The organism is Sungkyunkwania multivorans, from assembly GCF_042675645.1.
Taxonomy (GTDB): domain Bacteria; phylum Bacteroidota; class Bacteroidia; order Flavobacteriales; family Flavobacteriaceae; genus Sungkyunkwania; species Sungkyunkwania multivorans.
In genome coordinates this window covers 628,153-647,901 of the sequence record NZ_JBHTJH010000017.1, presented here as the reverse complement: position 1 = coordinate 647,901, position 19,749 = coordinate 628,153, and the positions used below count along the sequence as shown (strand labels likewise).

The following is a 19,749-nucleotide window of genomic DNA, read 5'->3' as shown; positions in this document are numbered from 1 at the left end:
ATCATGAAGACCTTCAACAAAATAGCGTTATTATCTCTAGTCATTCTTTCTTTTGTGAGCTTAAGCTGTAACAATGACGACTCGTCAGGTAGTGGGAGCGTTACCCTAGAATTCAATAACACCGTTGGAATTCAGCCGCTATCATTAAATATTGGAGCCTACGTTAATGGCAGCGATGAAACCTATACAATAAGCGAACTCAAATATATCCTAAGTGACGTGGTATTGGTTAAAGAAAATGGGGGCGAATTCGTCTATCCAAAAGCAGCTAGTTACTTTCTAGTAAATGAAGAAGACTCAAATTCAAAATCATTTACCTTAGAAAATGTACCTGCGGGAAATTACACCGCTATCAAATTTGGCTTTGGTGTGGATCAAAGTAATTATCCGCTGAATGGTATTGCTAACTTTGTACCAAAAGCAGAGGAGGCCGGGATGCTTTGGTCTTGGTCCGCAGGTTACAAATTCATCAAATTCGAAGGCAGTTACACCCCTGAAGGAGGAACGCAAGACACCTTCCTGTATCATGTAGGCAGTCATGGAGCCACCTTAGACAATTATAAGACCATCACATTGGATCTTTCCTCCGCCAATGTTTCTGATGGAGGCAACACTACCATCGGTATCGAAGTTGATATTTCGAAGATCTTTGATGGCACCCACACGATGTCGCTTGCCAATAAGGATGATATTCAAGTGGATCCTGTGAATGCCCCCTTGATCGCTGAAAATATCACAACCATGTTTAGTGCAATTACGATATTAGAAATTAATTAGGAATGAAGTATCTCTATCACATAGCATTCCTGCTGTTCTTGGTGAGTTGTAATAACGAAACGTATCAAGATATCCCCGAGGAGACCAATGATCTGCTTCAGTTAGACATTCCCTCCAATATGCCAGAAGTGGTATACCCATTAGAAAGTAATCGACCAACAGAAAAGGGTTTTGAGTTAGGAAAGAAACTCTTCTTTGACGGTCGCTTGGCATCAGATGGCGTGGTTTCGTGTGGTTTCTGCCATATTCAAGAGTTTTCTTTTACCCATCATACGCACATTGTAAGCCACGGAGTAGATGGTGCTATCGGCACTAGGAACGCCCAACCACTGCAGAATCTCATCTTCTTTAATGAATTTACTTGGGACGGTGCTGCGCAGCATTTGGACATGCAGCCGATCATCCCCATTACGTCAGCGGTGGAAATGAATGAGACCTTTACCAGCGTTTTGGCCAAATTGGAAGCCGACGAAGAATATGTACAACTATTTTCTCAAGCCTTTGAAAATGGACAGATCGACACCGAGAATATGCTAAAGGCACTCTCGCAATTTATGATCATGATGGTTTCTGCCAACTCCAAATACGATAAATTTACTCGTGGCGAGGGCAATGTGACACTAAATCCCAATGAGGCCGAAGGGCTTGCATTATTCAATCAGAAATGCGCCACCTGCCATGCGGGAGCACTATTTACCGATCAAAGTTATCGGAACAATGGTTTGGCGATCGACCCTACCTATAATGACATCGGGAGAGCACGCGTTACCGGTTTGACCGAGGATAACAGAAAATTTCGTGTGCCGAGTTTAAAGAATATCGATGCCACTTTCCCATATATGCACGATGGTCGTCTGGCAACACTTACAGATGTATTGGATTTTTATAGCGGTCAAGGAATGGTAGATTCTCCCACCTTGGATCCCATCTTCAAGCAGCCAGATGGTAGTATAGGCATTCCTCTCACTGAAGATGAAAAGACAAAGATCATCAGTTTTCTTAGAACGCTTACAGACGACGAGTTTTTGGATGATAACCGTTTTAAGGAGTTTACGCATACGGTTTCCAGAATTCCGTAGTCTCAATACTTGACCCGCTAGGCTTGTCGATTCTCTAGTATTGATTTTTTGTCGTCGAATGAATGGCGAATAACCACTGCGCTAATATCGTTTCAAGTCTATTTTAATATAACAAAAGACTATATATCGATTTGTTATACTAATGTTAGGATTTGGCGATATCAATAGCAAAAGCATTATCTTTGCATTCATTTAGAAATAATCTAATTAAAGATATGATCAAAGTTTCAGATTCAGCCAAGCAAAAGGTCGTCCAGTTGATGACCGAGGAGGGTTTTGATGCCACCAAAGACTATGTACGCGTCGGCGTAAAAAGTGGTGGATGCTCTGGCTTGTCATACGACTTGGATTTTGATAATAATCAAAATGAAGACGATAAGGTCTTCGAAGATAATTCCGTGCGAATTATAGTCGACAAGAAAAGTTTTCTGTACCTCGTGGGTACCACACTCGAATATTCGGGCGGATTGAATGGTAAAGGCTTTGTTTTTAATAATCCCAACGCCCAACGTACCTGCGGTTGCGGCGAGAGCTTTTCACTATAATTTATTGCGAATTTGAAAGAACTGTTAACTAACAACTGTTAACGAGTAACTGTAGAAGATGAACAAATATACCGAAGAGGATTTAGAGAAAGACTTGGCTACCAAGGAATATGAATACGGTTTCTATACCGATATAGAGAGCGAAACTTTTCCTGTTGGTCTCAATGAAGACATCGTTAAGGCCATCTCTAAGAAGAAGAACGAACCCAAGTGGATGACCGATTGGCGCCTTGAAGCGTTTCGAGCATGGAAAACAATGGAAGAGCCAGAATGGGCGAATGTTCATTATACAAAGCCAGACTTTCAGGCCATCTCCTATTATTCCGCTCCCAATAGCAAAGCAAAGTACGACAGTATCGATGAAGTGGATCCAGAACTATTGGCCACTTTTGAAAAACTTGGTATTTCCTTAGATGAACAAAAGAAGCTGGCGGGAGTTGCCATGGACGTAGTTGTAGATTCTGTTTCTGTTGCGACCACCTTTAAGAAAACCCTAGCCGAGAAAGGCATTATCTTTTGTTCGATCTCTGAAGCGATTCAAGAACATCCCGAACTGGTAAAGAAATACATCGGCACAGTCGTTCCGCAAAGAGATAATTTTTACGCAGCATTAAACTCAGCCGTCTTCTCGGATGGGTCCTTTTGCTATATCCCAAAAGGTGTACGCTGCCCGATGGAACTTTCCACCTATTTTCGAATCAACCAAGCAGGAACGGGTCAATTTGAAAGAACTTTGGTCATTGCCGATAAGGGTAGCTATGTAAGCTATTTGGAAGGTTGTACGGCGCCCTCTAGGGACGAGAACCAATTGCATGCTGCAGTCGTAGAATTGATTGCATTGGATGATGCCGAGATCAAGTATTCTACAGTGCAAAATTGGTTTCCTGGCGATAAGGAAGGAAAAGGAGGCGTATTTAACTTTGTGACCAAACGTGGATTGTGTGAGACCAATGCCAAGATCTCATGGACGCAGGTAGAGACAGGCTCTGCTGTAACGTGGAAATATCCTTCATGCATACTGAAAGGAGATAACTCTACAGGAGAATTCTATTCGATTGCGGTTACAAACAATTACCAACAGGCAGATACCGGCACTAAGATGATTCATCTAGGGAAGAACACCAAGAGTACGATCATATCCAAAGGTATCTCAGCTGGAAAATCACAGAACAGCTATCGCGGATTGGTGCAGATCGGTTCTAGAGCTGATAATGCCAGAAATTTTAGCCAATGTGATTCCTTATTGATGGGGAATGAGTGTGGCGCTCATACCTTCCCGTACATAGAAGCAAAAAACAAATCCGCTCAAATAGAGCACGAGGCCACAACGAGTAAGATCGGTGAAGACCAAATATTCTATTGCAACCAAAGAGGTATCGATACCGAAAAGGCCATCGCTCTTATCGTGAATGGTTTTAGCAAAGAAGTGTTGAACAAGCTACCGATGGAATTTGCAGTAGAGGCTCAAAAATTATTGGAGATATCCTTAGAAGGCTCTGTTGGATAGATAAAAACATCAACAATGAAAAGATTCTTAGCGATTATTTTGATAATGAGTGCGGTGGCTTGCAAAGAAAATAAGAAAGAGGCTCCCGAAGTTTTGACCAAAGAAGAAACGCCTGCAAAACCGCAGCTAAAGCTTTATACCTTCGACGGTGGAACGATAGTGGCAAACAATTTACAATTGTTTTCACAAGACACCACCTATCAAGGCCAGGCCAAAGAGTTCGCCAATGCCTTTTATGTGATCTCTCATCCTAATGGAAATCTAATTTGGGATGCTGGGCTGCCAGAATCTCTCGTCAGTCTGCCCGAACCATTTACCATTCCTAGTGGAAACTTTACAGTTTCGAGAAACGATTCTGTACAATCACAGCTGGCCAGCATTGGTCTAACCCCAAGCGACTTTAAATATATCGCATTGTCCCATACGCATTTTGATCATAGCGGAACGGCCAACACCTTTAAGGATGCGACCTGGTTGGTTCAAGAAACGGAATATGACTATATCACCAGCGAAGAATCGCAGAAGAACAATACCGATAACTATAATGCCATTAAAGAATTGACCAAGGTCCAGAAACTCAAAGGGGATTTTGATGTATTCGGCGATGGTACGGTGATCATAAAATCGATGCCAGGGCATACCCCCGGACATCAGGTGCTTTTTCTAGATCTGGCAGAACATGGCCCACTTTTACTCACTGGTGATCTTTATCACTTTTATGAGAATAGAGAGCATCGAAGAGTTCCCATTTTTAATTCTGATGTCGAACAGACCAAAGCGAGTATGGAAGCTTTTGAAGCCTTCGCAAAGGAGAAGGATGCTAAAGTATATCTTCAACATCAAAAAGAGGATTTTAAAAAAATGCCGAAAGCACCATCTTATCTGTATTAAAACCTAAATCGATTGAATATGAAAAATACCCTTTTGATCTTGACCATGCTGCTTTCTGTTGTGAGCTGCAAGAACGAAGCTAAACAGGACAGAGTTGAAGAGAGCATTGAAGAAAACCTGACGACCATCTCTGGAGAATTCTTATATATGGGAGAGTCGGCTGTATTAAGTACTGGGAAAGAGGTCTACAAAGTGACCATCGACGAAAAAATGAAGGAGTTGGATGCATCGGTAAAAACGTTTAAGAAAAGTGAGATTGATTTTGTCCCTGTTACGATCAAAGGGATAATAACACCAAAAGAAAAAGATGCAGAAGGCTGGCCATTTGAGGTGACCATAAAAGAAGTGGTTTCTGTGAGTCCACCTTCTGAAGAGAACAATACGATAACGATTAAAAGTGAATAACCCAACCCGTCAAAGGGAGAGCATATATAGATAGAGCATGTTAACAATAAAGAATTTACACGCAGGCGTAGAGGACAAGGAAATCCTTAAAGGTATTGATCTTGAAGTGAAAGCGGGCGAGGTACACGCCATCATGGGACCCAATGGATCGGGTAAGAGCACCCTATCGTCAGTGATCGCTGGAAAAGAGGAGTACGAAGTGACCCAAGGCGAGATTTATCTAGAAGGAGAAGATATTAGTGAATTGGAGGCTGATGAACGCGCTCATAAAGGAGTGTTCATGTCCTTCCAGTATCCTGTAGAAATCCCTGGAGTGAGCGTCACCAACTTCATCAAAACGGCTATCAACGAAACTCGCAAGGCAAAGGGAGAAGACGAAATGCCTGCGAGCGAGATGCTGAAGAAGATCCGAGAGAAGGCAGAATTGCTTGAGATCGACAGAAAATTTCTATCGCGATCCCTAAATGAAGGATTCTCTGGTGGCGAAAAGAAACGTAATGAGATCTTTCAAATGGCAATGTTAGAGCCTAAATTGGCCATTTTGGATGAGACTGACTCTGGACTAGATATCGATGCGCTTCGTATTGTTGCCAATGGTGTGAACAAATTACGCAGTAAAGATAACGCCGTTGTGGTGATCACCCACTATCAGCGTTTGCTAGACTATATCGTACCAGATTACGTGCATGTTTTGCACAATGGAAGAATCGTAAAATCTGGGAGCAAAGAATTGGCGCTAGAGCTTGAAGAAAAAGGATACGACTGGATCAAACAAGAGGTTGTAAATTAAATTGGATTCCTGCCTTCTTGCCCGTCCGGCAGGCGGGCGCAGGAAATCGAGGATTCGACTGAGTCAATGACAAATTATGATAGCATTAAAAGAAAAATTGATCTCTTCATTCATGGCCTTTGAAAATAAGGTGGATGTGGATGCTCCTGTGCATGATGTTCGTTCAGAAGCGATGAAGATGTTCGAAGAGAAAGGCTTCCCAACAAAAAAAGAGGAGGCTTGGAAATACACTTCGCTGAACGCGATATTAAAACATGATTATAGTGTATTCCCCAAGGAAGAAACCGCTTTGGAGTATTCCGATGTAAAAAGATTTTTTATCCATGACATCGACAGCTATAAGATTGTCTTTATCGATGGCGTCTATAGTTCTCATTTGTCGCAAACAACGCACGATGGTATCGACGTTTGCCTAATGTCTGCGGCACTTAGCAAACCTAAGTATAGAATCCTTATCGACAATTACTTCAATCAGGTTGCTAAAAAAGACGATAGCCTTACGGCGTTGAATACGGCATTCTCCAATGAAGGTGCCTATATCCACATCACGAAAGGGAAAGTTGTTGAGAAACCCATTCAAATAGTTCATTTCGCCACAGGAAAGGAATCTTCGTTGATGCTGCAACCACGTAACCTTATCGTAGTAGATGAGAACAGCCATGTACAGATCATTGAAAGGCATCAAAGTTTGACGGAAAATCCGGTTCTAACCAACTCTGTCACAGAGATCTTTGCCAATAAGCGCGCCATAGTGGATTACTACAAGATCCAGAACGATAAACTAACTGCTTCGTTGATCGATAATACCTATGTTTCTCAGAAAAGAGATAGCCGAGTATCGGTGCACACCTTTTCTTTCGGAGGCAAATTGACGAGAAATAACCTCAACTTTTACCAAAAGGGAGAACATATCGATTCTACCTTGAACGGTATTACCATTATCGAGGATAAACAGCATGTGGACCATTATACCTTGGTCCATCATGCCGAACCAAATTGTGAGAGTCACCAAGATTATAAAGGTATCTACGCGGACAAAAGTACCGGTGTCTTTAATGGGAAGGTATTAGTGGAAAAAGAAGCACAGAAGACAGATGCCTTTCAGCAGAACAACAATATTTTGTTGAGTGACAAGGCGACGATCAATACCAAGCCGCAGTTAGAGATCTTTGCTGATGATGTAAAATGCTCGCATGGTTGTACGATCGGTCAGCTGGATACCGACGCGCTTTTCTATTTGCGTACACGAGGAATTCCTGAGAAAGAAGCCAAAGGATTACTTACCTATGCCTTTGCGAACAATGTTTTGGAGAGTGTTAAGATACCAGCAGTGAAGACGCGCATCAACAAGTTGATCGCCAATAAGCTTGGTGTTAATCTCGGGTTTGACTTATAGGGATTAAGCCCGTTCTTAAAAATAAATTCCTCCCCTTTTTCATGGGGAGGTGCCGTAAGGCGGAGGGGTTATTGAACCGCCTTCACTACACCGCCTAAAAACATATTAAAGTCAAAATCTGGCCATTCTGCCAATCCTAAGCGGACGATGACCATATCCTTGGAAGGAATGATAGTAACACGTTGGCCTTGGAATCCATTGGCCATAAAGGCGTCTTCAGGTACATCGGGCATATAATTATCAGGGCCTCTGTTCAACCAAAAGTGACCTCCATACTGGCCACCGCTATTTGGTGCAGGTGTTGAAACAAAATCCACCCAGTCTTCATTGAAGATCCGTTCGCCATTCCAATTACCTCGGTGCAGATACAGCAACCCAAACTTCGCCCAGTCTCTGGTCGTTGCCCAAGAGTAGGAAGACCCTACATAATTCCCTTCCATATCTGCTTCTAGCAGCATCGAATGCATTCCTATCCTATCTATGAAGGCCTTATATGGAAAATCTAAGTATTCTTGATGCGTATCGAACTGTTTTCGGACGATTCCAGATAGTAAATTTGAAGTTCCAGAGGAGTAGTTCCAATGAGAACCGGGCTTATAAACCAATTCTTTCGCCGCTTGCTTTTTGGTCATATCACTATCTAGAAAAAGCATCTCGGTCACATCGGAGATCGATCCGTAATCCTCATTCCATTCCAAGCCACTATTCATTTGTAGTAGATGTTGTATAGTAATGTCTTTTCTTTCATCATCTTGCCATTCGATGATCGGTGCAGCTTGGTCCAACTGAATCTTTCCTTGTTTCGCTAACACTCCAAACATAGTGCTGGTAATGCTCTTTGTCATTGACCAACCTAAAAATCTCGAGTTTTTATCAAAGCCCTCTTCATATTTCTCAGCAATGATATGATCCTTATAGATCACAAGTACTGCCCTGGTCTTTCTGATCTTATTATTTGAGAACGCAGAATCCACAGCAGCTACTAGGGTTTTGTAATCAATTTCAGGGAACACCGTATCTTTCTGCGGTAGATCTCCATAGGGAAAAGGCAAATCAGAAAGAAGTCGTTGACGGTTTGGTTTTAGATAAGCGGTTGCAGCATCGTATTCATCATTTACCAATACACTTCCCAGGCCTTCTCGGTAAACCGCTTTTCGTTCCATTAGACCAAATACACTTGCCGTGGCATAGCCTTCGCTTAAAAAAACCTCATCATCTGCATGGGCTACAAGGTCAAAATTATTATCGTGAGTATCCGTATATTCAAAACCCCGATCTGCAACAAAAACAGAAGAACTCATCATCTTTGCCGAATATCCGGAGACGATGTTCAATTTTGGATAGTTAAAGTATACCAGCACAATCAGAAACAGCAGCAATGCTAAAAAAACAAACTTTAATTTTCTCATTTCAAAAATTTTATATCCCTACATAAAATTATCAAACTATAACGAATCTCACTAGCTTTATAAGAATTATAACTTTTGTCTAAAAACACCCGAACCAAATAGTCGCTATCTTTGCATTATGATTAAAGAAATGATCGACATCCAGCAGATCCGGAAGGACTTCCCAATACTCCATAGAACCGTTAACGGCAAACTACTCGTGTATTTTGACAATGCCGCAACCTCACAAACACCAAAGCAGGTCATCGATGTCATTGTTGATTACTACAGTAACTATAATGCCAATATTCATCGCGGGGTTCATACACTAAGCCAAGAGGCCACCGACAAATACGAGCAAGCACGCCAAAAGATCCAAAAGCATTTTAATGCGGCACAGGCGCATGAGATCATTTTTACTTCGGGGACAACACACGGTATTAACTTGGTGGCGCACGGATTTTCTTCCATCTTAAAAAAAGGAGACGAGGTAATGGTCTCTGCATTGGAACATCACTCTAATATTGTGCCTTGGCAAATGCTCTGTGAAAAAACAGGCGCCCAGTTAAAGGTGATACCCATGAACGACGAAGGGGAATTGATCCTATCTTCCTTTGAAGAATTGCTTTCTGAAAATACCAAATTGGTCTTTGTAAATCATATCTCCAATGCCTTAGGAACGATCAATCCCATTGAAATCATTATCGAAAAAGCCCATGCAGTGGGAGCTGCCATACTGATCGATGGCGCTCAGGCATGTCCACATCTCAAAGCAGATGTGCAGGCCTTAGATGTTGATTTCTATGTGACCTCCGCACATAAAATGTGTGGTCCAACGGGTGTTGGAATGTTGTATGGTAAAGAAGCGTGGTTACAAAAATTGCCTCCCTATCAAGGTGGTGGCGAAATGATCGCTACGGTAACCTTCGAAAAGACCACCTACGCCGATCTTCCACACAAGTTTGAGGCAGGTACCCCCAACATTTGTGGAGGTATCGCCTTTGGTGCTGCCATTGATTATATGAACAGCATCGGTTTCGACAATATTGCTGCCTACGAGGCTGATCTCCTCGAATACGCGACGGAGAAGCTTTTAGAGATCGATGGGTTAAAGATTTACGGAACTTCAAAAAATAAAACTTCAGTGATCTCCTTTAATATTGAAGGGATTCACCCATACGACATTGGCACCATCGTAGATAAGCTTGGCATCGCTGTAAGAACGGGACACCATTGCGCCCAACCGATCATGGACTACTATAAGATTCCGGGTACGGTCCGCGCTTCCTTTGCATTCTACAATACGAAGGCCGAAATTGATATACTGGTAGAAGCCGTTAAAAGAGCGAAGATGATGCTCTCATAGGTACGGGAATTCCTTACCTTAATTATGTTATATTCTCAACAGTAAAACGATTTTTTTAAATTTTGGGTCAAAATGTTGCGTTATTGTTAGATTTTTATATCTTCGGCAGCTGAGTTTTTAATCCAAACCTAAAATTTATGAAGAAAATGTTTTTAAGCATGGCTGCTTTGGCCATGATGTTCACTTCTTGTGAAAAAGACCAAACGACTACTCAAGAGCAAGCGATCGATCAAGAGGTAGACATGAGTGATTTTTATCTTTACACTGAGGATGTTAGTACTTCCAATAGAGGAAACGAGGGTAAGACCTGTCACTCAATGACTGTTTTGAATCGTCAGTTAGATGAAGATCCAGGCCTTTGGCAGAAGATGTATAACGCAGAGTTGCATGCCCGTAAATTCATGGCCACCCATAAACCAAAAGGTGGCAATGGTGGCGGAAACGGAAACGGTGGCGGTGGAAACGGCGGTGACGGTGGAGGCGATCCAGTTGATGATGGCCTTGGAGTGATCAACATTCCTGTCGTTGTACACGTTATCTACAGCAATAGCAACGAAAATATCAGTGATGCACAGATCAATTCGCAGATCGCTGTTTTAAACAAAGACTTCAATGCTACCAATAGCGACGTAAATCAAGTTCCTGCAGAATTCGCTGGGCGCGTTGCTGATTCCGATATCAACTTTACCTTGTCTCAGGTGATCAGAGTTTCTTCTACACGAACTTCTTGGGGAACTAACGATGCGATGAAATCTTCTGCAAACGGAGGTTCTGATGTCGTTAGTCCTGATACGCACCTCAATATTTGGGTTTGTAATATCGGCGGAGGAATCCTAGGATATGCGCAATTCCCAGGAGGAGCTGCCGCGACGGATGGTGTTGTAGTCTCTCCACAGTATTTTGGCACCACTGGTTTTGTTCAAGCGCCATTTGACGGTGGAAGAACCACTACTCACGAAGTAGGACACTATCTAAACCTACGTCACATTTGGGGTGACGGAAGATGTCGTCAAGATGATTTTGTAGCTGATACACCTTCATCGGACCGTCCAAATTACGGGTGCCCATCATATCCAACAGCACACTGTCGTTCTAACGACATGACCATGAACTATATGGATTATGTGGACGATGCTTGTATGTATATGTTCTCTGAAGGACAGAAGACGCGCATGAGAGCTCTTTTTGCTCCAGGTGGAACAAGAGATGGTTTCGTCAATTAAGACAAAAATGTTATTACAATCACAAAAAGACGCCAACTTTGGCGTCTTTTTTGTATCATACACTATAAAAATAACATCCCATGAAAATAATCCTTGCCCTACTATTTAGTACGATAGGCCTAAAAGGTTGTAGTCAAACGACCAGAGCCGAAGCTGTAAAAGCAAAAGAACAACAGTCGGAGATGCAGATCGAGTATCAAGCGATCACCCGAGGTAGTTTTTATAAGACCGCTGTGGATAAAAATACCATTAGTCTTCAAAAAACAAGAGACGAAAGCGCCGTTGAGAAAGCGCCCTGTTCCAAAAGTGATTGGCAAAGCATCAAAGAAATAACCGAAGAGATCAACTTAGAAACGATTCATGATCTAGAAGCTCCTTCGACCAAAAGCCATTATGATGGGGCCGCTTCGGCAACTATCAGTATCACTATCGGTGATAAGACCTACACTTCTTCGAGCTTTGACCATGGCAATCCTCCAACAGAACTACAACCATTGGTAGCTAAAATACTGGCATTGGCAGAAACTGTTGAAAACCCATAATACTTATCGTATTTTTGCAACCTAAATGCATGGAATGAGTACTATAAAGGAAATACAGGAAGAGATCATTGACGAATTTTCGATGTTCGATGATTGGATGCAGCGTTATGAATACATGATCGAGTTGGGAAAGTCACTTCCATTGATCGACGAAAGTCATAAAATAGATGAGAACCTTATTAAAGGATGTCAGAGCAAAGTCTGGGTCCATGCCGAATTGGATGATGACAAACTTAAGTTCACCGCAGATAGTGATGCGATCATCACCAAAGGTATCATCGCCATTTTAATACGAGCATTTTCTGACCAACATCCACGAGACATCATCGAAGCAGACACCGCTTTTATCGATGAGATCGGACTAAAAGAGCATTTATCGCCTACGAGGGCGAATGGCTTGGTTTCGATGATCAAGCAATTAAAGATGTACGCGATAGCCTATCAAACACAATTGAATTGATATTAAGTGTAGTTGTTGAGGAGTTTAGAAGTTTATTTACGGATTTTACTACACTCATAAACGAATCAACTTATAAACAAAAAGAACATGAGTGAGACAACAATAGATACCAATGCCTTGGGCGAAAAGATCGTAAGAGTCTTGAAGACCATCTACGATCCTGAAATTCCAGTCGATATTTACGAATTGGGATTGATATATGATGTATTTGTCAATGAGGACCATGAAGTGAAAGTCCTGATGACATTGACCACACCCAATTGTCCAGTTGCCGAAACCTTACCGGTAGAGGTGCAGGAAAAGGTAAAATCACTCAACGAGGTAAAAGATGCCGAGGTAGAGCTGACCTTCGATCCTCCATGGAGTCAGGACCTTATGAGTGAGGAGGCGAAGTTGGAATTGGGTTTGTTGTAGGCCCTCACCCCCAGCCCCACTCCCAAAAGGAGAGGGTAGTAAATAATCATCAATGGCAGAAGAAATCGTAAACAGAGTAGCGCAAAGCGCCTTAAAGACCTTTGATCTAGAAGATCACTATCCTTCGGGAGAACGGCTGGTGCTCGATATCAAGGATTGGCTTTATGAAGGATTCATACTTCGCGAAAAAGAATTCCGTGCTTTTGTCAAAGAACACGATTGGGCACATTATAAAGACGCCTACCTTGCTTTACAATGCTCATCGGATGCCATCATTCCTGGATGGGCGTATATGCTGATCATGACCCATGCTTCTCCTTTTGCCAAAAAAGTGGTCGTCGGAAATTTGGAACAGCTAGAAACGGCCATCTATCAAGACATCCTCTCAAAATTAGACTTCTCAGAATATGAGGACAAGCCAGTGATCATCAAAGGATGCAGTAATAAGCCTGTTCCACAAAATGCCTATCTCATGGCCACCGAGAGGCTACAAGCCGTTGCCAAGAGCGTGATGTACGGAGAGGCATGCTCGTCCGTTCCGTTATTTAAAAGAAAATAATCGCCTTTTATCGAAAAGTCCGTACAGGTGGTATCAACGTATCTCTGTTGACGACAAATTTCCTAATTTCGTATTATCCTATAAGATTTTTTAACTCAACATACTGATAACCTTATTATTATGAAAAAAATTGCTTTATTGATCGCCTTCCTTATGGCAAGTATTACCGTAAATGCGCAGACAGTAGAAGAACTAAAAGCTTCCAAAGCCGCAAAGAAAGACTCTGTAGCTGCCATCCAAGGTAGGATCAGTGCTATTCAAGCCAAATTAGATGCCATTCCCGGTTGGAAATATGGTGCCTTTGGAACCATCGGATTTAGTCTATCTGGTTTTAACAACTGGTACGCTCAAGGCACTCCCAACGTAAATTCAGGAAACATTGGATTTACTGTAAATGGTTTTGCAAACTTGAAAAGAGAAAAATTCTTTTGGAGAAACGCAGCGAATGTAAATCTAACTTGGGTAAAATTTGATGACAAGGATGATCCGACAGACGATGATGGCTTTAGAGAAGCGACCGACGTGTTCAATATTACTTCTCTTTACGGAAGGAATATAAGTAAAACATGGGCGGTCTCTGGTTTGGCAGAATATAGAACTACCATTCTTAACAACTTCAACGACCCTGGCTATCTCGATCTAGGTGTGGGGATGACATGGACACCGATCAATGATCTGGTGGTCGTCATTCATCCGCTTAACTACAATTTTGTGTTTAGCGATAACGATGTGGTCTTCGAATCCTCTCTCGGTGCTAAAATTGTCGCCGATTATACCCGAAAGATCGGAAACATTAACTTCAAATCGAATCTTTCCATGTTCCAATCATACAATAATAGCGATCTAAGCAACTGGACATGGATCAACTCTTTTGGTTACACGCTATGGAAAAAGATCGGGGTTGGTTTTGACTTTGGTTTGCGTAGCAATAAGCAAGAAGCGGTCAATTTTGCTTTGGCTACCGACCCATCCGCAAATTTCGATAATGTGGATAACGATTTGCAGTCCTATTGGTTATTAGGACTTAATTATGCGTTTTAAATAATGCTACAGTAAAAAAGAAACCCCGATATGAGTTCATCTCAGGGTTTCTTTTTATGATCAGCATCTTTATTTATTGTTGCCCTTTTTTTGAGGTGTATCGCAATCGCCATCATCAATGATACCGCTGCAGTCATTGTCAATACCATCACAAAGTTCGGTAGCGGCAGGAGATATTAAAGGGTTCGCATCATTGCAATCCAGACCATTATTCACAAATCCACCTGGTGGACTGCACGCCACGATGGTAACACTTGGATTCCCAAAACCATCTCCGTCGGCATCTCTAAAAAAGACAGTTCCATTGATTGGATTATTATCGGTCATGCCATCGCAATTATCGTCAATACCATTACACACCTCTTGAGCGCCGGGAAATGCGGATGCATTGCTATCATTGCAGTCCATGTTATTGGTGACATATCCACTAGGTTGGGTACACGATATAATGGTTTGACCATTTGAACCAAAACCATCACCATCGGCATCCCTATAATAGACGGTACCGTCAATGGGGTCGTTATCCGTCATTGCATCACAATTGTCGTCAATACCGTTACAAACTTCTTGTGCGTCGGGTCTTATTAATGGATTGGTGTCATCACAATCCAAATCGTTGGAAACATAACCGCTTGGTGCAGTACACGCGAATAAGGTTTGGGTTGAGTCACCGAAACCATCACCATCCGCATCTAAGAAGTAGGTGTTTTGAACACCTTCGTCCATGACGCCATTGCAATCATTGTCCTTCCCGTCGCAAATTTCGGGAGCGCCGGGATAACTACTGGCATCGGTATCATCACAGTCGGTGTCATTTTCAACATATCCGTTTGGTCTACTGCATGCCATGATGGTATCAAATGGAATCCCAAAACCATCTGAGTCTGCATCTCTAAAGAAAGTGGACAGAACACCTTCGTCTACGTTTCCATCACAATTATTGTCGATTCCATCACAGATCTCAACCGCGTTTATGTTAACAGTATCTTCGAAATCATTGCAATCCTGATTATCCGTAATATATCCCGTAGGGGGCTCTAACGAGAACACCACATTAAAAGGGTCTCCAAAACCATCTGCATCTCTATCGGCATAGTAGTACATAAATTTTTCTTGGATACTTGTTATATCTACATCCTTTGCATGTAATGCATATGGCACACTTAGCAGCTCACTTGTTCCTACGAGGGTATAGTTGGTTCCTCCAGCGAGATCCACTTCAATTTGAAGATAATGTGTGGCAGCCGACCAATCTATGGATGTAAAATCACCTGCGGTTGGTGTTCCCATTCCTATTGCAAAGGAAACGACTCCTTTATCATTTGTCTCAATGTTGTGTGTTTCTATATAGATTGAAGGGCCGCTCGTATCTCCTTGGAGAATGGAAACTCGCAGGCTTATTTGTGAATTTACCACCGCCGTGCCACTAACGTCTGAGAGAAGGGCACTATAGTTGATCTTTTCTGGAGTTTGGGCAAAGGTTATCATCGTTAGGAAAAACCCAACGAGAAGGTAGCAGTTTCTCATTTTATTACAGGTTACGGTTATTCTCTATGAAAATAGGTCAAACTTTTTAATAAACCTATTACACACAGCTCTTTAGTGATACGCCTGTATATGAAATGTACCTAATTACTCCTCGATATATTCGGGATATAAAAAGTTGTTGTATGGAAAGCGCGAAACATGTATTTCGCGTACCTTTTCGTAGACCTTTTTTCTAAATTCTTCCAAATTCTCCTTGTTCAAAGCAGAAATAAAAAGCACATCACTCCCCAATTTGGCCATCCAGGTCTGCTTCCATTCCTCTAAGGAATAGTGGCTGCTGTTTCTTTCGATCATCAGGTCTTCTTCGTCAAAAGCTTCTGGCGTGTAGGCATCAATTTTATTGAAGACCATGATTGTAGGCTTTTCTGCACTTTTGATCTCATCCAAGATTTGATTTACGGAATCGATATGCTCTTCAAAATTGGGATGTGAAATGTCCACCACATGAAGGAGCAGGTCTGCCTCTCTTACTTCATCCAAGGTACTCTTGAAGCTTTCAACCAACTGTGTAGGTAACTTTCTGATAAATCCTACGGTGTCGCTCAGGAGAAAAGGCAAATTACCGATGACCACCTTACGTACGGTTGTATCTAAGGTAGCGAAGAGCTTATTTTCTGCGAACACCTCGCTTTTGCTGATCACGTTCATCAAGGTAGATTTCCCAACATTGGTATATCCTACAAGGGCAACTCTTACCAATTTTCCACGATTGCCGCGTTGGGTTTCCATCTGCCGGTCAATCTTCTCCAACTTCTTTTTCAATAAAGAAATTCGGTCTCTTACGATACGACGGTCGGTCTCTATTTCCGTTTCACCTGGGCCTCGCATACCGATACCACCACGTTGTCTTTCCAAGTGCGTCCAAAGCCCCACCAGTCGTGGCAGCAAATATTCGTACTGGGCCAATTCTACCTGAGTACGGGCATAGCTGGTCTGTGCGCGTTGTGCAAAAATATCGAGGATGAGTCCTGTTCTATCCAAGATCTTGCACTTTAGTTCGCGCTCCAAGTTCTTTTGCTGCGCAGGTGTGAGCTCATCATCAAAGATGATGGACCCGATCTCGTGCTCTGTGGCAAATTGGGCGATCTCTTCCAACTTTCCTGTGCCGACAAAGGTCTTTGGGTTGGGAACATCCAATCGCTGGGTAAAACGCTTTACCACCTCGCCACCGGCAGTGTAGGTAAGAAACTCCAATTCGTCCATATATTCTTTAAGTTTCTCTTCGTCTTGCTCCTTACTGATCCTACCAACGAGTACTGTTTTTTCGTAATCTAATGTCTTCTTTTCTAGCATACTTCTGGTTGAAAGTGCAAAGGTAGGAAGTTCAGGTTAAAGTTATTGATAATAAGTATTCATGATTTTCATTTCTTTTGCTCGTCCAAAAGAAACGAAACAAAGAAAAAGACGCCCTTTACGAGGAATTTTTCAATCTCTGATTGAAAACCACACACAAAACTCCGCGTCACTCCATTCTGTCGTTCCTGGATTTCGGAGCTTTTGAGCGTATATTCTGCGTATAAGGTTAGAAGAAAGTCAAACGACAGTTTCTCTCATTGAGTTTGTCGCAAGTCTAATTTCAATGAAGAGCGAGCCGTCTTAAACCAAAACTAACAATTAAAAGACGACCCTTCTTTGAATAATAAATTCGCAAGCATATAAAATCTGTTATCTGACTTCTTACATCTTGATTTGTGTTTTTGTTCAATTAATAGGATATTGTAAAACTTTAAAAAGAAAGTATGGGTCTATTCAGCAAGAAAACAGGCAACAGCGACCTGCATACGGTTGCATTCTACAATCTGGAGAATCTTTTTGATATTGTGGATAACCCGCATACTTTCGATGATGATTTTACCAAGTATGGTAAAAAGCGATGGAACAAAAAGCGCTACGAAAAAAAGCTCTTCAAACTAGGTACGGCGATTTCCAATGTTGGTTTTGACCAAGCCAAAAAGGCTCCGGCCATCGTAGGAGTTGCCGAAGTGGAGAATCAGAGGGTATTGGAGGATCTGGTCGCCACCAAGCATCTGAAGAACAAAGACTACGGAGTGGTTCATTACGACTCGCCTGACGAGCGGGGCATCGATACCGGCCTACTCTATCAAAAGCGCTTTTTTGAGGTAGACCAGAGTGAGGTCTTCCCATTACAATTGGTCGATGAAGAAGGCAGACCCGACCATACGCGCGATATTCTAAAGGTATCGGGGGTGCTCAATGGAGAATATGTCCATGTGTTGGTGAATCACTGGCCGTCTCGAAGAGCAGGAGCCAACGAAACTCAACACAAACGCATACTGGCTGCTCAAAATGCCCAGAAGGTGGTACAAAGTATCCGCTCACAGGAAGAGAATCCAAAGATCATCATCATGGGCGATTTTAATGATGATCCGCATAGTACAAGTATCAAAGAGCATTTGGTGACAGATGAGCTCTATAATCCCATGGAGACGCTTTTATCCTATACGAAGGGCAGTCTGAGCCACAAGGGCAGCTGGAATCTCTTTGACCAGATCATCTTTACACACAACTTCTTTGAGACCAAAGAAGGCGGACATAAGTTTGCCCATGCCGATGTCTTCAACCCGCGTTTCTTAGCGGAATATGACGGTAGATATAAGGGCAATCCTTTTAGAACCTACTTTGGTAGAAAGTATTTGGGTGGGTATAGCGATCACTTTCCGGTGTATGTGCATTTGAGGAAGCAGTGATTCTTATGGGAAAAGAGAAAAGACTGCTTTGCTAAAAGAACATAGAGAAAAGACCGTTTTGCTTTTAGACGACCGATAAAAGAATCGTTTAGAAAGAAAGATCGGTAATTGACTTTATTGAGGGAATTAATAAAATGACTGTTCAATATTCCTCCCTCCGATCCCTCCAATGGAGGGAAGCTTCGTTCTAAGCTAATTACGGCGTTATTCAACACCTAGGTAGAAAGATCTAAAATATTGGTTAGATACCACTTATCACCTATCTTTTTAAACACGTACTCACAGTAGATACCGTTGTCGTATCCCATATTTTTATAGACAACCCTATTGTCCGTGCATTCCTTTTCAATATAGTATTTATCTACCTCCTTGAACATCGCCTCTTTATCTTGGCTGAAATCCATATAGTTGGGTAGTTTATTTTCATAAATATATGCTGTGATGATCTCTACACTCTCATAAGGATCATCGTAATATTTCTTTTCTAGCGGGATATGGATGTGATCCTTTTGAAAAACACTATCGCTAGCAAAACGTTCGAAGAATTTTTCAAAATCGTCAATACAAGGCGCTGGAGTTAGTAATATCGAATCTTTTAAGGCGATATGCTTGCTACGCAGTAATGCTTCGAACTCTGTTTCTTTTTTTGGATCTGCGATAGCGGGCTTAACGATACGCTCTTCTTCTTTAGCATCTTCTGTCTGGGTGATGGTGGCCTCCGGCGCTTTTGAGTCTTTGCACGAGATGATCGCGACTAGAACGAATAGGATATATAAAAACTTGGAATTCATCGGGTATGTTATTTTTCAGTAAAGTAACTAAAATAAAAAACCACGACTGTCGCCGTGGTTTTTCGATATCTGGTCTCTTTCGATTAGTTTGCAAAAACGCTCACTTTTCCGATATCGGTAGTAGTAGAGATCGTTCCACCATTACTGTCATAGACAAATGCCAAATAGGCATTGCCAGTAACCGTAGAAAGGTCGATCGCACCTGATTGCTCGTAGGAGTTATCGAAGAATCCACCGTTGTTGATCAATGCAGCAACTTCGTCGACACCAATGGTTGTCCATGTTGCTGCTGTCGGGTCTCCCGAACCTGTATAATCGA

21 protein-coding genes are annotated in these 19,749 nt (G+C 42.1%); 16 read left to right on the top strand and 5 right to left on the bottom strand.

Annotated elements, in window-relative coordinates:
- Nucleotides 1-3: 3 nt before the first annotated feature.
- The 8 genes from ACFQ1M_RS14355 to sufD all read left to right on the top strand — a co-directional run bounded on the left by ACFQ1M_RS14355 (nucleotide 4) and on the right by sufD (nucleotide 7,390).
- The gene (locus tag ACFQ1M_RS14355) at nucleotides 4-777 is read left to right on the top strand and encodes an MbnP family protein (RefSeq protein WP_386409394.1); all 774 of its coding nucleotides are present in this window, start codon (nucleotides 4-6) and stop codon (nucleotides 775-777) included.
- A gap of 2 nt (nucleotides 778-779) precedes the next feature.
- Nucleotides 780-1,856: a cytochrome-c peroxidase gene (locus ACFQ1M_RS14350; protein WP_386409392.1), complete on the top strand. Its 1,077-nt coding sequence runs from the start codon at nucleotides 780-782 to the stop codon at nucleotides 1,854-1,856.
- Between the two features lie 215 nt (nucleotides 1,857-2,071).
- On the top strand, nucleotides 2,072-2,401 hold the full coding sequence (locus ACFQ1M_RS14345; protein WP_386409390.1) for a HesB/IscA family protein: 330 nt from the start codon (nucleotides 2,072-2,074) through the stop codon (nucleotides 2,399-2,401).
- A gap of 58 nt (nucleotides 2,402-2,459) precedes the next feature.
- Nucleotides 2,460-3,908 (top strand): Fe-S cluster assembly protein SufB, encoded by a 1,449-nt coding sequence (gene sufB, locus ACFQ1M_RS14340; RefSeq protein ID WP_386409388.1) that lies wholly within the window; start codon nucleotides 2,460-2,462, stop codon nucleotides 3,906-3,908.
- A 15-nt stretch (nucleotides 3,909-3,923) separates the two neighbouring features.
- On the top strand, nucleotides 3,924-4,799 hold the full coding sequence (locus ACFQ1M_RS14335; RefSeq protein WP_386409386.1) for an N-acyl homoserine lactonase family protein: 876 nt from the start codon (nucleotides 3,924-3,926) through the stop codon (nucleotides 4,797-4,799).
- 18 nt (nucleotides 4,800-4,817) lie between these two features.
- The gene (locus ACFQ1M_RS14330) at nucleotides 4,818-5,204 is read left to right on the top strand and encodes a hypothetical protein (protein ID WP_386409384.1); all 387 of its coding nucleotides are present in this window, start codon (nucleotides 4,818-4,820) and stop codon (nucleotides 5,202-5,204) included.
- A 37-nt stretch (nucleotides 5,205-5,241) separates the two neighbouring features.
- The gene (sufC, locus tag ACFQ1M_RS14325) at nucleotides 5,242-5,994 is read left to right on the top strand and encodes a Fe-S cluster assembly ATPase SufC (RefSeq protein ID WP_386409382.1); all 753 of its coding nucleotides are present in this window, start codon (nucleotides 5,242-5,244) and stop codon (nucleotides 5,992-5,994) included.
- A 79-nt stretch (nucleotides 5,995-6,073) separates the two neighbouring features.
- Nucleotides 6,074-7,390, top strand: coding sequence for a Fe-S cluster assembly protein SufD (gene sufD, locus ACFQ1M_RS14320; RefSeq protein ID WP_386410884.1), 1,317 nt, complete (start codon nucleotides 6,074-6,076; stop codon nucleotides 7,388-7,390).
- 68 nt (nucleotides 7,391-7,458) lie between these two features.
- Here sufD and ACFQ1M_RS14315 read toward each other — a convergent pair whose 3' ends face one another.
- On the bottom strand, nucleotides 7,459-8,799 hold the full coding sequence (locus tag ACFQ1M_RS14315; protein WP_386409380.1) for a serine hydrolase domain-containing protein: 1,341 nt from the start codon (nucleotides 8,797-8,799) through the stop codon (nucleotides 7,459-7,461).
- Between the two features lie 130 nt (nucleotides 8,800-8,929).
- Here ACFQ1M_RS14315 and ACFQ1M_RS14310 point away from each other — a divergent pair, with 130 nt between their 5' ends.
- From ACFQ1M_RS14310 to ACFQ1M_RS14280, 7 genes are all read left to right on the top strand, one after another.
- Nucleotides 8,930-10,144 carry an aminotransferase class V-fold PLP-dependent enzyme gene (locus ACFQ1M_RS14310; protein WP_386410881.1) on the top strand — a complete coding sequence of 405 codons (1,215 nt, stop codon included), beginning with the start codon at nucleotides 8,930-8,932 and terminating at the stop codon, nucleotides 10,142-10,144.
- 137 nt (nucleotides 10,145-10,281) lie between these two features.
- Nucleotides 10,282-11,367 (top strand): zinc metalloprotease, encoded by a 1,086-nt coding sequence (locus tag ACFQ1M_RS14305; RefSeq protein ID WP_386409378.1) that lies wholly within the window; start codon nucleotides 10,282-10,284, stop codon nucleotides 11,365-11,367.
- Between the two features lie 80 nt (nucleotides 11,368-11,447).
- Nucleotides 11,448-11,909, top strand: a complete 462-nt coding sequence (locus ACFQ1M_RS14300; protein WP_386409376.1) for a hypothetical protein — start codon at nucleotides 11,448-11,450, stop codon at nucleotides 11,907-11,909.
- 34 nt (nucleotides 11,910-11,943) lie between these two features.
- Nucleotides 11,944-12,369: a SufE family protein gene (locus ACFQ1M_RS14295; RefSeq protein WP_386409374.1), complete on the top strand. Its 426-nt coding sequence runs from the start codon at nucleotides 11,944-11,946 to the stop codon at nucleotides 12,367-12,369.
- Between the two features lie 87 nt (nucleotides 12,370-12,456).
- The gene (locus ACFQ1M_RS14290; protein ID WP_386409372.1) at nucleotides 12,457-12,783 is read left to right on the top strand and encodes a DUF59 domain-containing protein; all 327 of its coding nucleotides are present in this window, start codon (nucleotides 12,457-12,459) and stop codon (nucleotides 12,781-12,783) included.
- A 52-nt stretch (nucleotides 12,784-12,835) separates the two neighbouring features.
- Nucleotides 12,836-13,342, top strand: a complete 507-nt coding sequence (locus ACFQ1M_RS14285) for a DUF2480 family protein (RefSeq protein ID WP_386409370.1) — start codon at nucleotides 12,836-12,838, stop codon at nucleotides 13,340-13,342.
- Between the two features lie 120 nt (nucleotides 13,343-13,462).
- A complete protein-coding gene (locus ACFQ1M_RS14280; protein ID WP_386409368.1) occupies nucleotides 13,463-14,383 on the top strand; it encodes a DUF3078 domain-containing protein in 921 nt (306 codons plus the stop codon).
- A 69-nt stretch (nucleotides 14,384-14,452) separates the two neighbouring features.
- On the opposite strand, the gene ACFQ1M_RS14275 is transcribed toward ACFQ1M_RS14280, so the two are convergent.
- Nucleotides 14,453-15,910: a putative metal-binding motif-containing protein gene (locus ACFQ1M_RS14275; protein WP_386409366.1), complete on the bottom strand. Its 1,458-nt coding sequence runs from the start codon at nucleotides 15,908-15,910 to the stop codon at nucleotides 14,453-14,455.
- 105 nt (nucleotides 15,911-16,015) lie between these two features.
- A complete protein-coding gene (hflX, locus tag ACFQ1M_RS14270) occupies nucleotides 16,016-17,224 on the bottom strand; it encodes a GTPase HflX (protein WP_386409364.1) in 1,209 nt (402 codons plus the stop codon).
- Between the two features lie 446 nt (nucleotides 17,225-17,670).
- Here hflX and ACFQ1M_RS14265 point away from each other — a divergent pair, with 446 nt between their 5' ends.
- Nucleotides 17,671-18,639, top strand: coding sequence for an endonuclease/exonuclease/phosphatase family protein (locus ACFQ1M_RS14265; RefSeq protein ID WP_386409363.1), 969 nt, complete (start codon nucleotides 17,671-17,673; stop codon nucleotides 18,637-18,639).
- Between the two features lie 215 nt (nucleotides 18,640-18,854).
- On the opposite strand, the gene ACFQ1M_RS14260 is transcribed toward ACFQ1M_RS14265, so the two are convergent.
- Both ACFQ1M_RS14260 and ACFQ1M_RS14255 read right to left on the bottom strand, forming a co-directional pair.
- On the bottom strand, nucleotides 18,855-19,430 hold the full coding sequence (locus ACFQ1M_RS14260) for a DUF4348 domain-containing protein (protein ID WP_386409361.1): 576 nt from the start codon (nucleotides 19,428-19,430) through the stop codon (nucleotides 18,855-18,857).
- A gap of 83 nt (nucleotides 19,431-19,513) precedes the next feature.
- Nucleotides 19,514-19,749, bottom strand: a 236-nt coding sequence (locus ACFQ1M_RS14255; protein WP_386409359.1) for a hypothetical protein, incomplete at its 5' end; no start/stop codon positions are given.

Excerpts from the sequence above, each read along its gene's own strand:
- ACFQ1M_RS14355 (WP_386409394.1), top strand. The coding sequence starts at position 4 with ATGAAGACCTTCAACAAAATAGCGTTATTATCTCTAGTCATTCTTTCT.
- ACFQ1M_RS14350 (WP_386409392.1), top strand. The coding sequence starts at position 780 with ATGAAGTATCTCTATCACATAGCATTCCTGCTGTTCTTGGTGAGTTGT.
- ACFQ1M_RS14345 (WP_386409390.1), top strand. The coding sequence starts at position 2,072 with ATGATCAAAGTTTCAGATTCAGCCAAGCAAAAGGTCGTCCAGTTGATG.
- sufB (WP_386409388.1), top strand. The coding sequence starts at position 2,460 with ATGAACAAATATACCGAAGAGGATTTAGAGAAAGACTTGGCTACCAAG.
- ACFQ1M_RS14335 (WP_386409386.1), top strand. The coding sequence starts at position 3,924 with ATGAAAAGATTCTTAGCGATTATTTTGATAATGAGTGCGGTGGCTTGC.
- ACFQ1M_RS14330 (WP_386409384.1), top strand. The coding sequence starts at position 4,818 with ATGAAAAATACCCTTTTGATCTTGACCATGCTGCTTTCTGTTGTGAGC.
- sufC (WP_386409382.1), top strand. The coding sequence starts at position 5,242 with ATGTTAACAATAAAGAATTTACACGCAGGCGTAGAGGACAAGGAAATC.
- ACFQ1M_RS14315 (WP_386409380.1), bottom strand. The coding sequence starts at position 8,799 with ATGAGAAAATTAAAGTTTGTTTTTTTAGCATTGCTGCTGTTTCTGATT.
- ACFQ1M_RS14310 (WP_386410881.1), top strand. The coding sequence starts at position 8,930 with ATGATCGACATCCAGCAGATCCGGAAGGACTTCCCAATACTCCATAGA.
- ACFQ1M_RS14305 (WP_386409378.1), top strand. The coding sequence starts at position 10,282 with ATGAAGAAAATGTTTTTAAGCATGGCTGCTTTGGCCATGATGTTCACT.
- ACFQ1M_RS14300 (WP_386409376.1), top strand. The coding sequence starts at position 11,448 with ATGAAAATAATCCTTGCCCTACTATTTAGTACGATAGGCCTAAAAGGT.
- ACFQ1M_RS14295 (WP_386409374.1), top strand. The coding sequence starts at position 11,944 with ATGAGTACTATAAAGGAAATACAGGAAGAGATCATTGACGAATTTTCG.
- ACFQ1M_RS14290 (WP_386409372.1), top strand. The coding sequence starts at position 12,457 with ATGAGTGAGACAACAATAGATACCAATGCCTTGGGCGAAAAGATCGTA.
- ACFQ1M_RS14285 (WP_386409370.1), top strand. The coding sequence starts at position 12,836 with ATGGCAGAAGAAATCGTAAACAGAGTAGCGCAAAGCGCCTTAAAGACC.
- ACFQ1M_RS14280 (WP_386409368.1), top strand. The coding sequence starts at position 13,463 with ATGAAAAAAATTGCTTTATTGATCGCCTTCCTTATGGCAAGTATTACC.
- ACFQ1M_RS14275 (WP_386409366.1), bottom strand. The coding sequence starts at position 15,910 with ATGAGAAACTGCTACCTTCTCGTTGGGTTTTTCCTAACGATGATAACC.
- hflX (WP_386409364.1), bottom strand. The coding sequence starts at position 17,224 with ATGCTAGAAAAGAAGACATTAGATTACGAAAAAACAGTACTCGTTGGT.
- ACFQ1M_RS14265 (WP_386409363.1), top strand. The coding sequence starts at position 17,671 with ATGGGTCTATTCAGCAAGAAAACAGGCAACAGCGACCTGCATACGGTT.
- ACFQ1M_RS14260 (WP_386409361.1), bottom strand. The coding sequence starts at position 19,430 with ATGAATTCCAAGTTTTTATATATCCTATTCGTTCTAGTCGCGATCATC.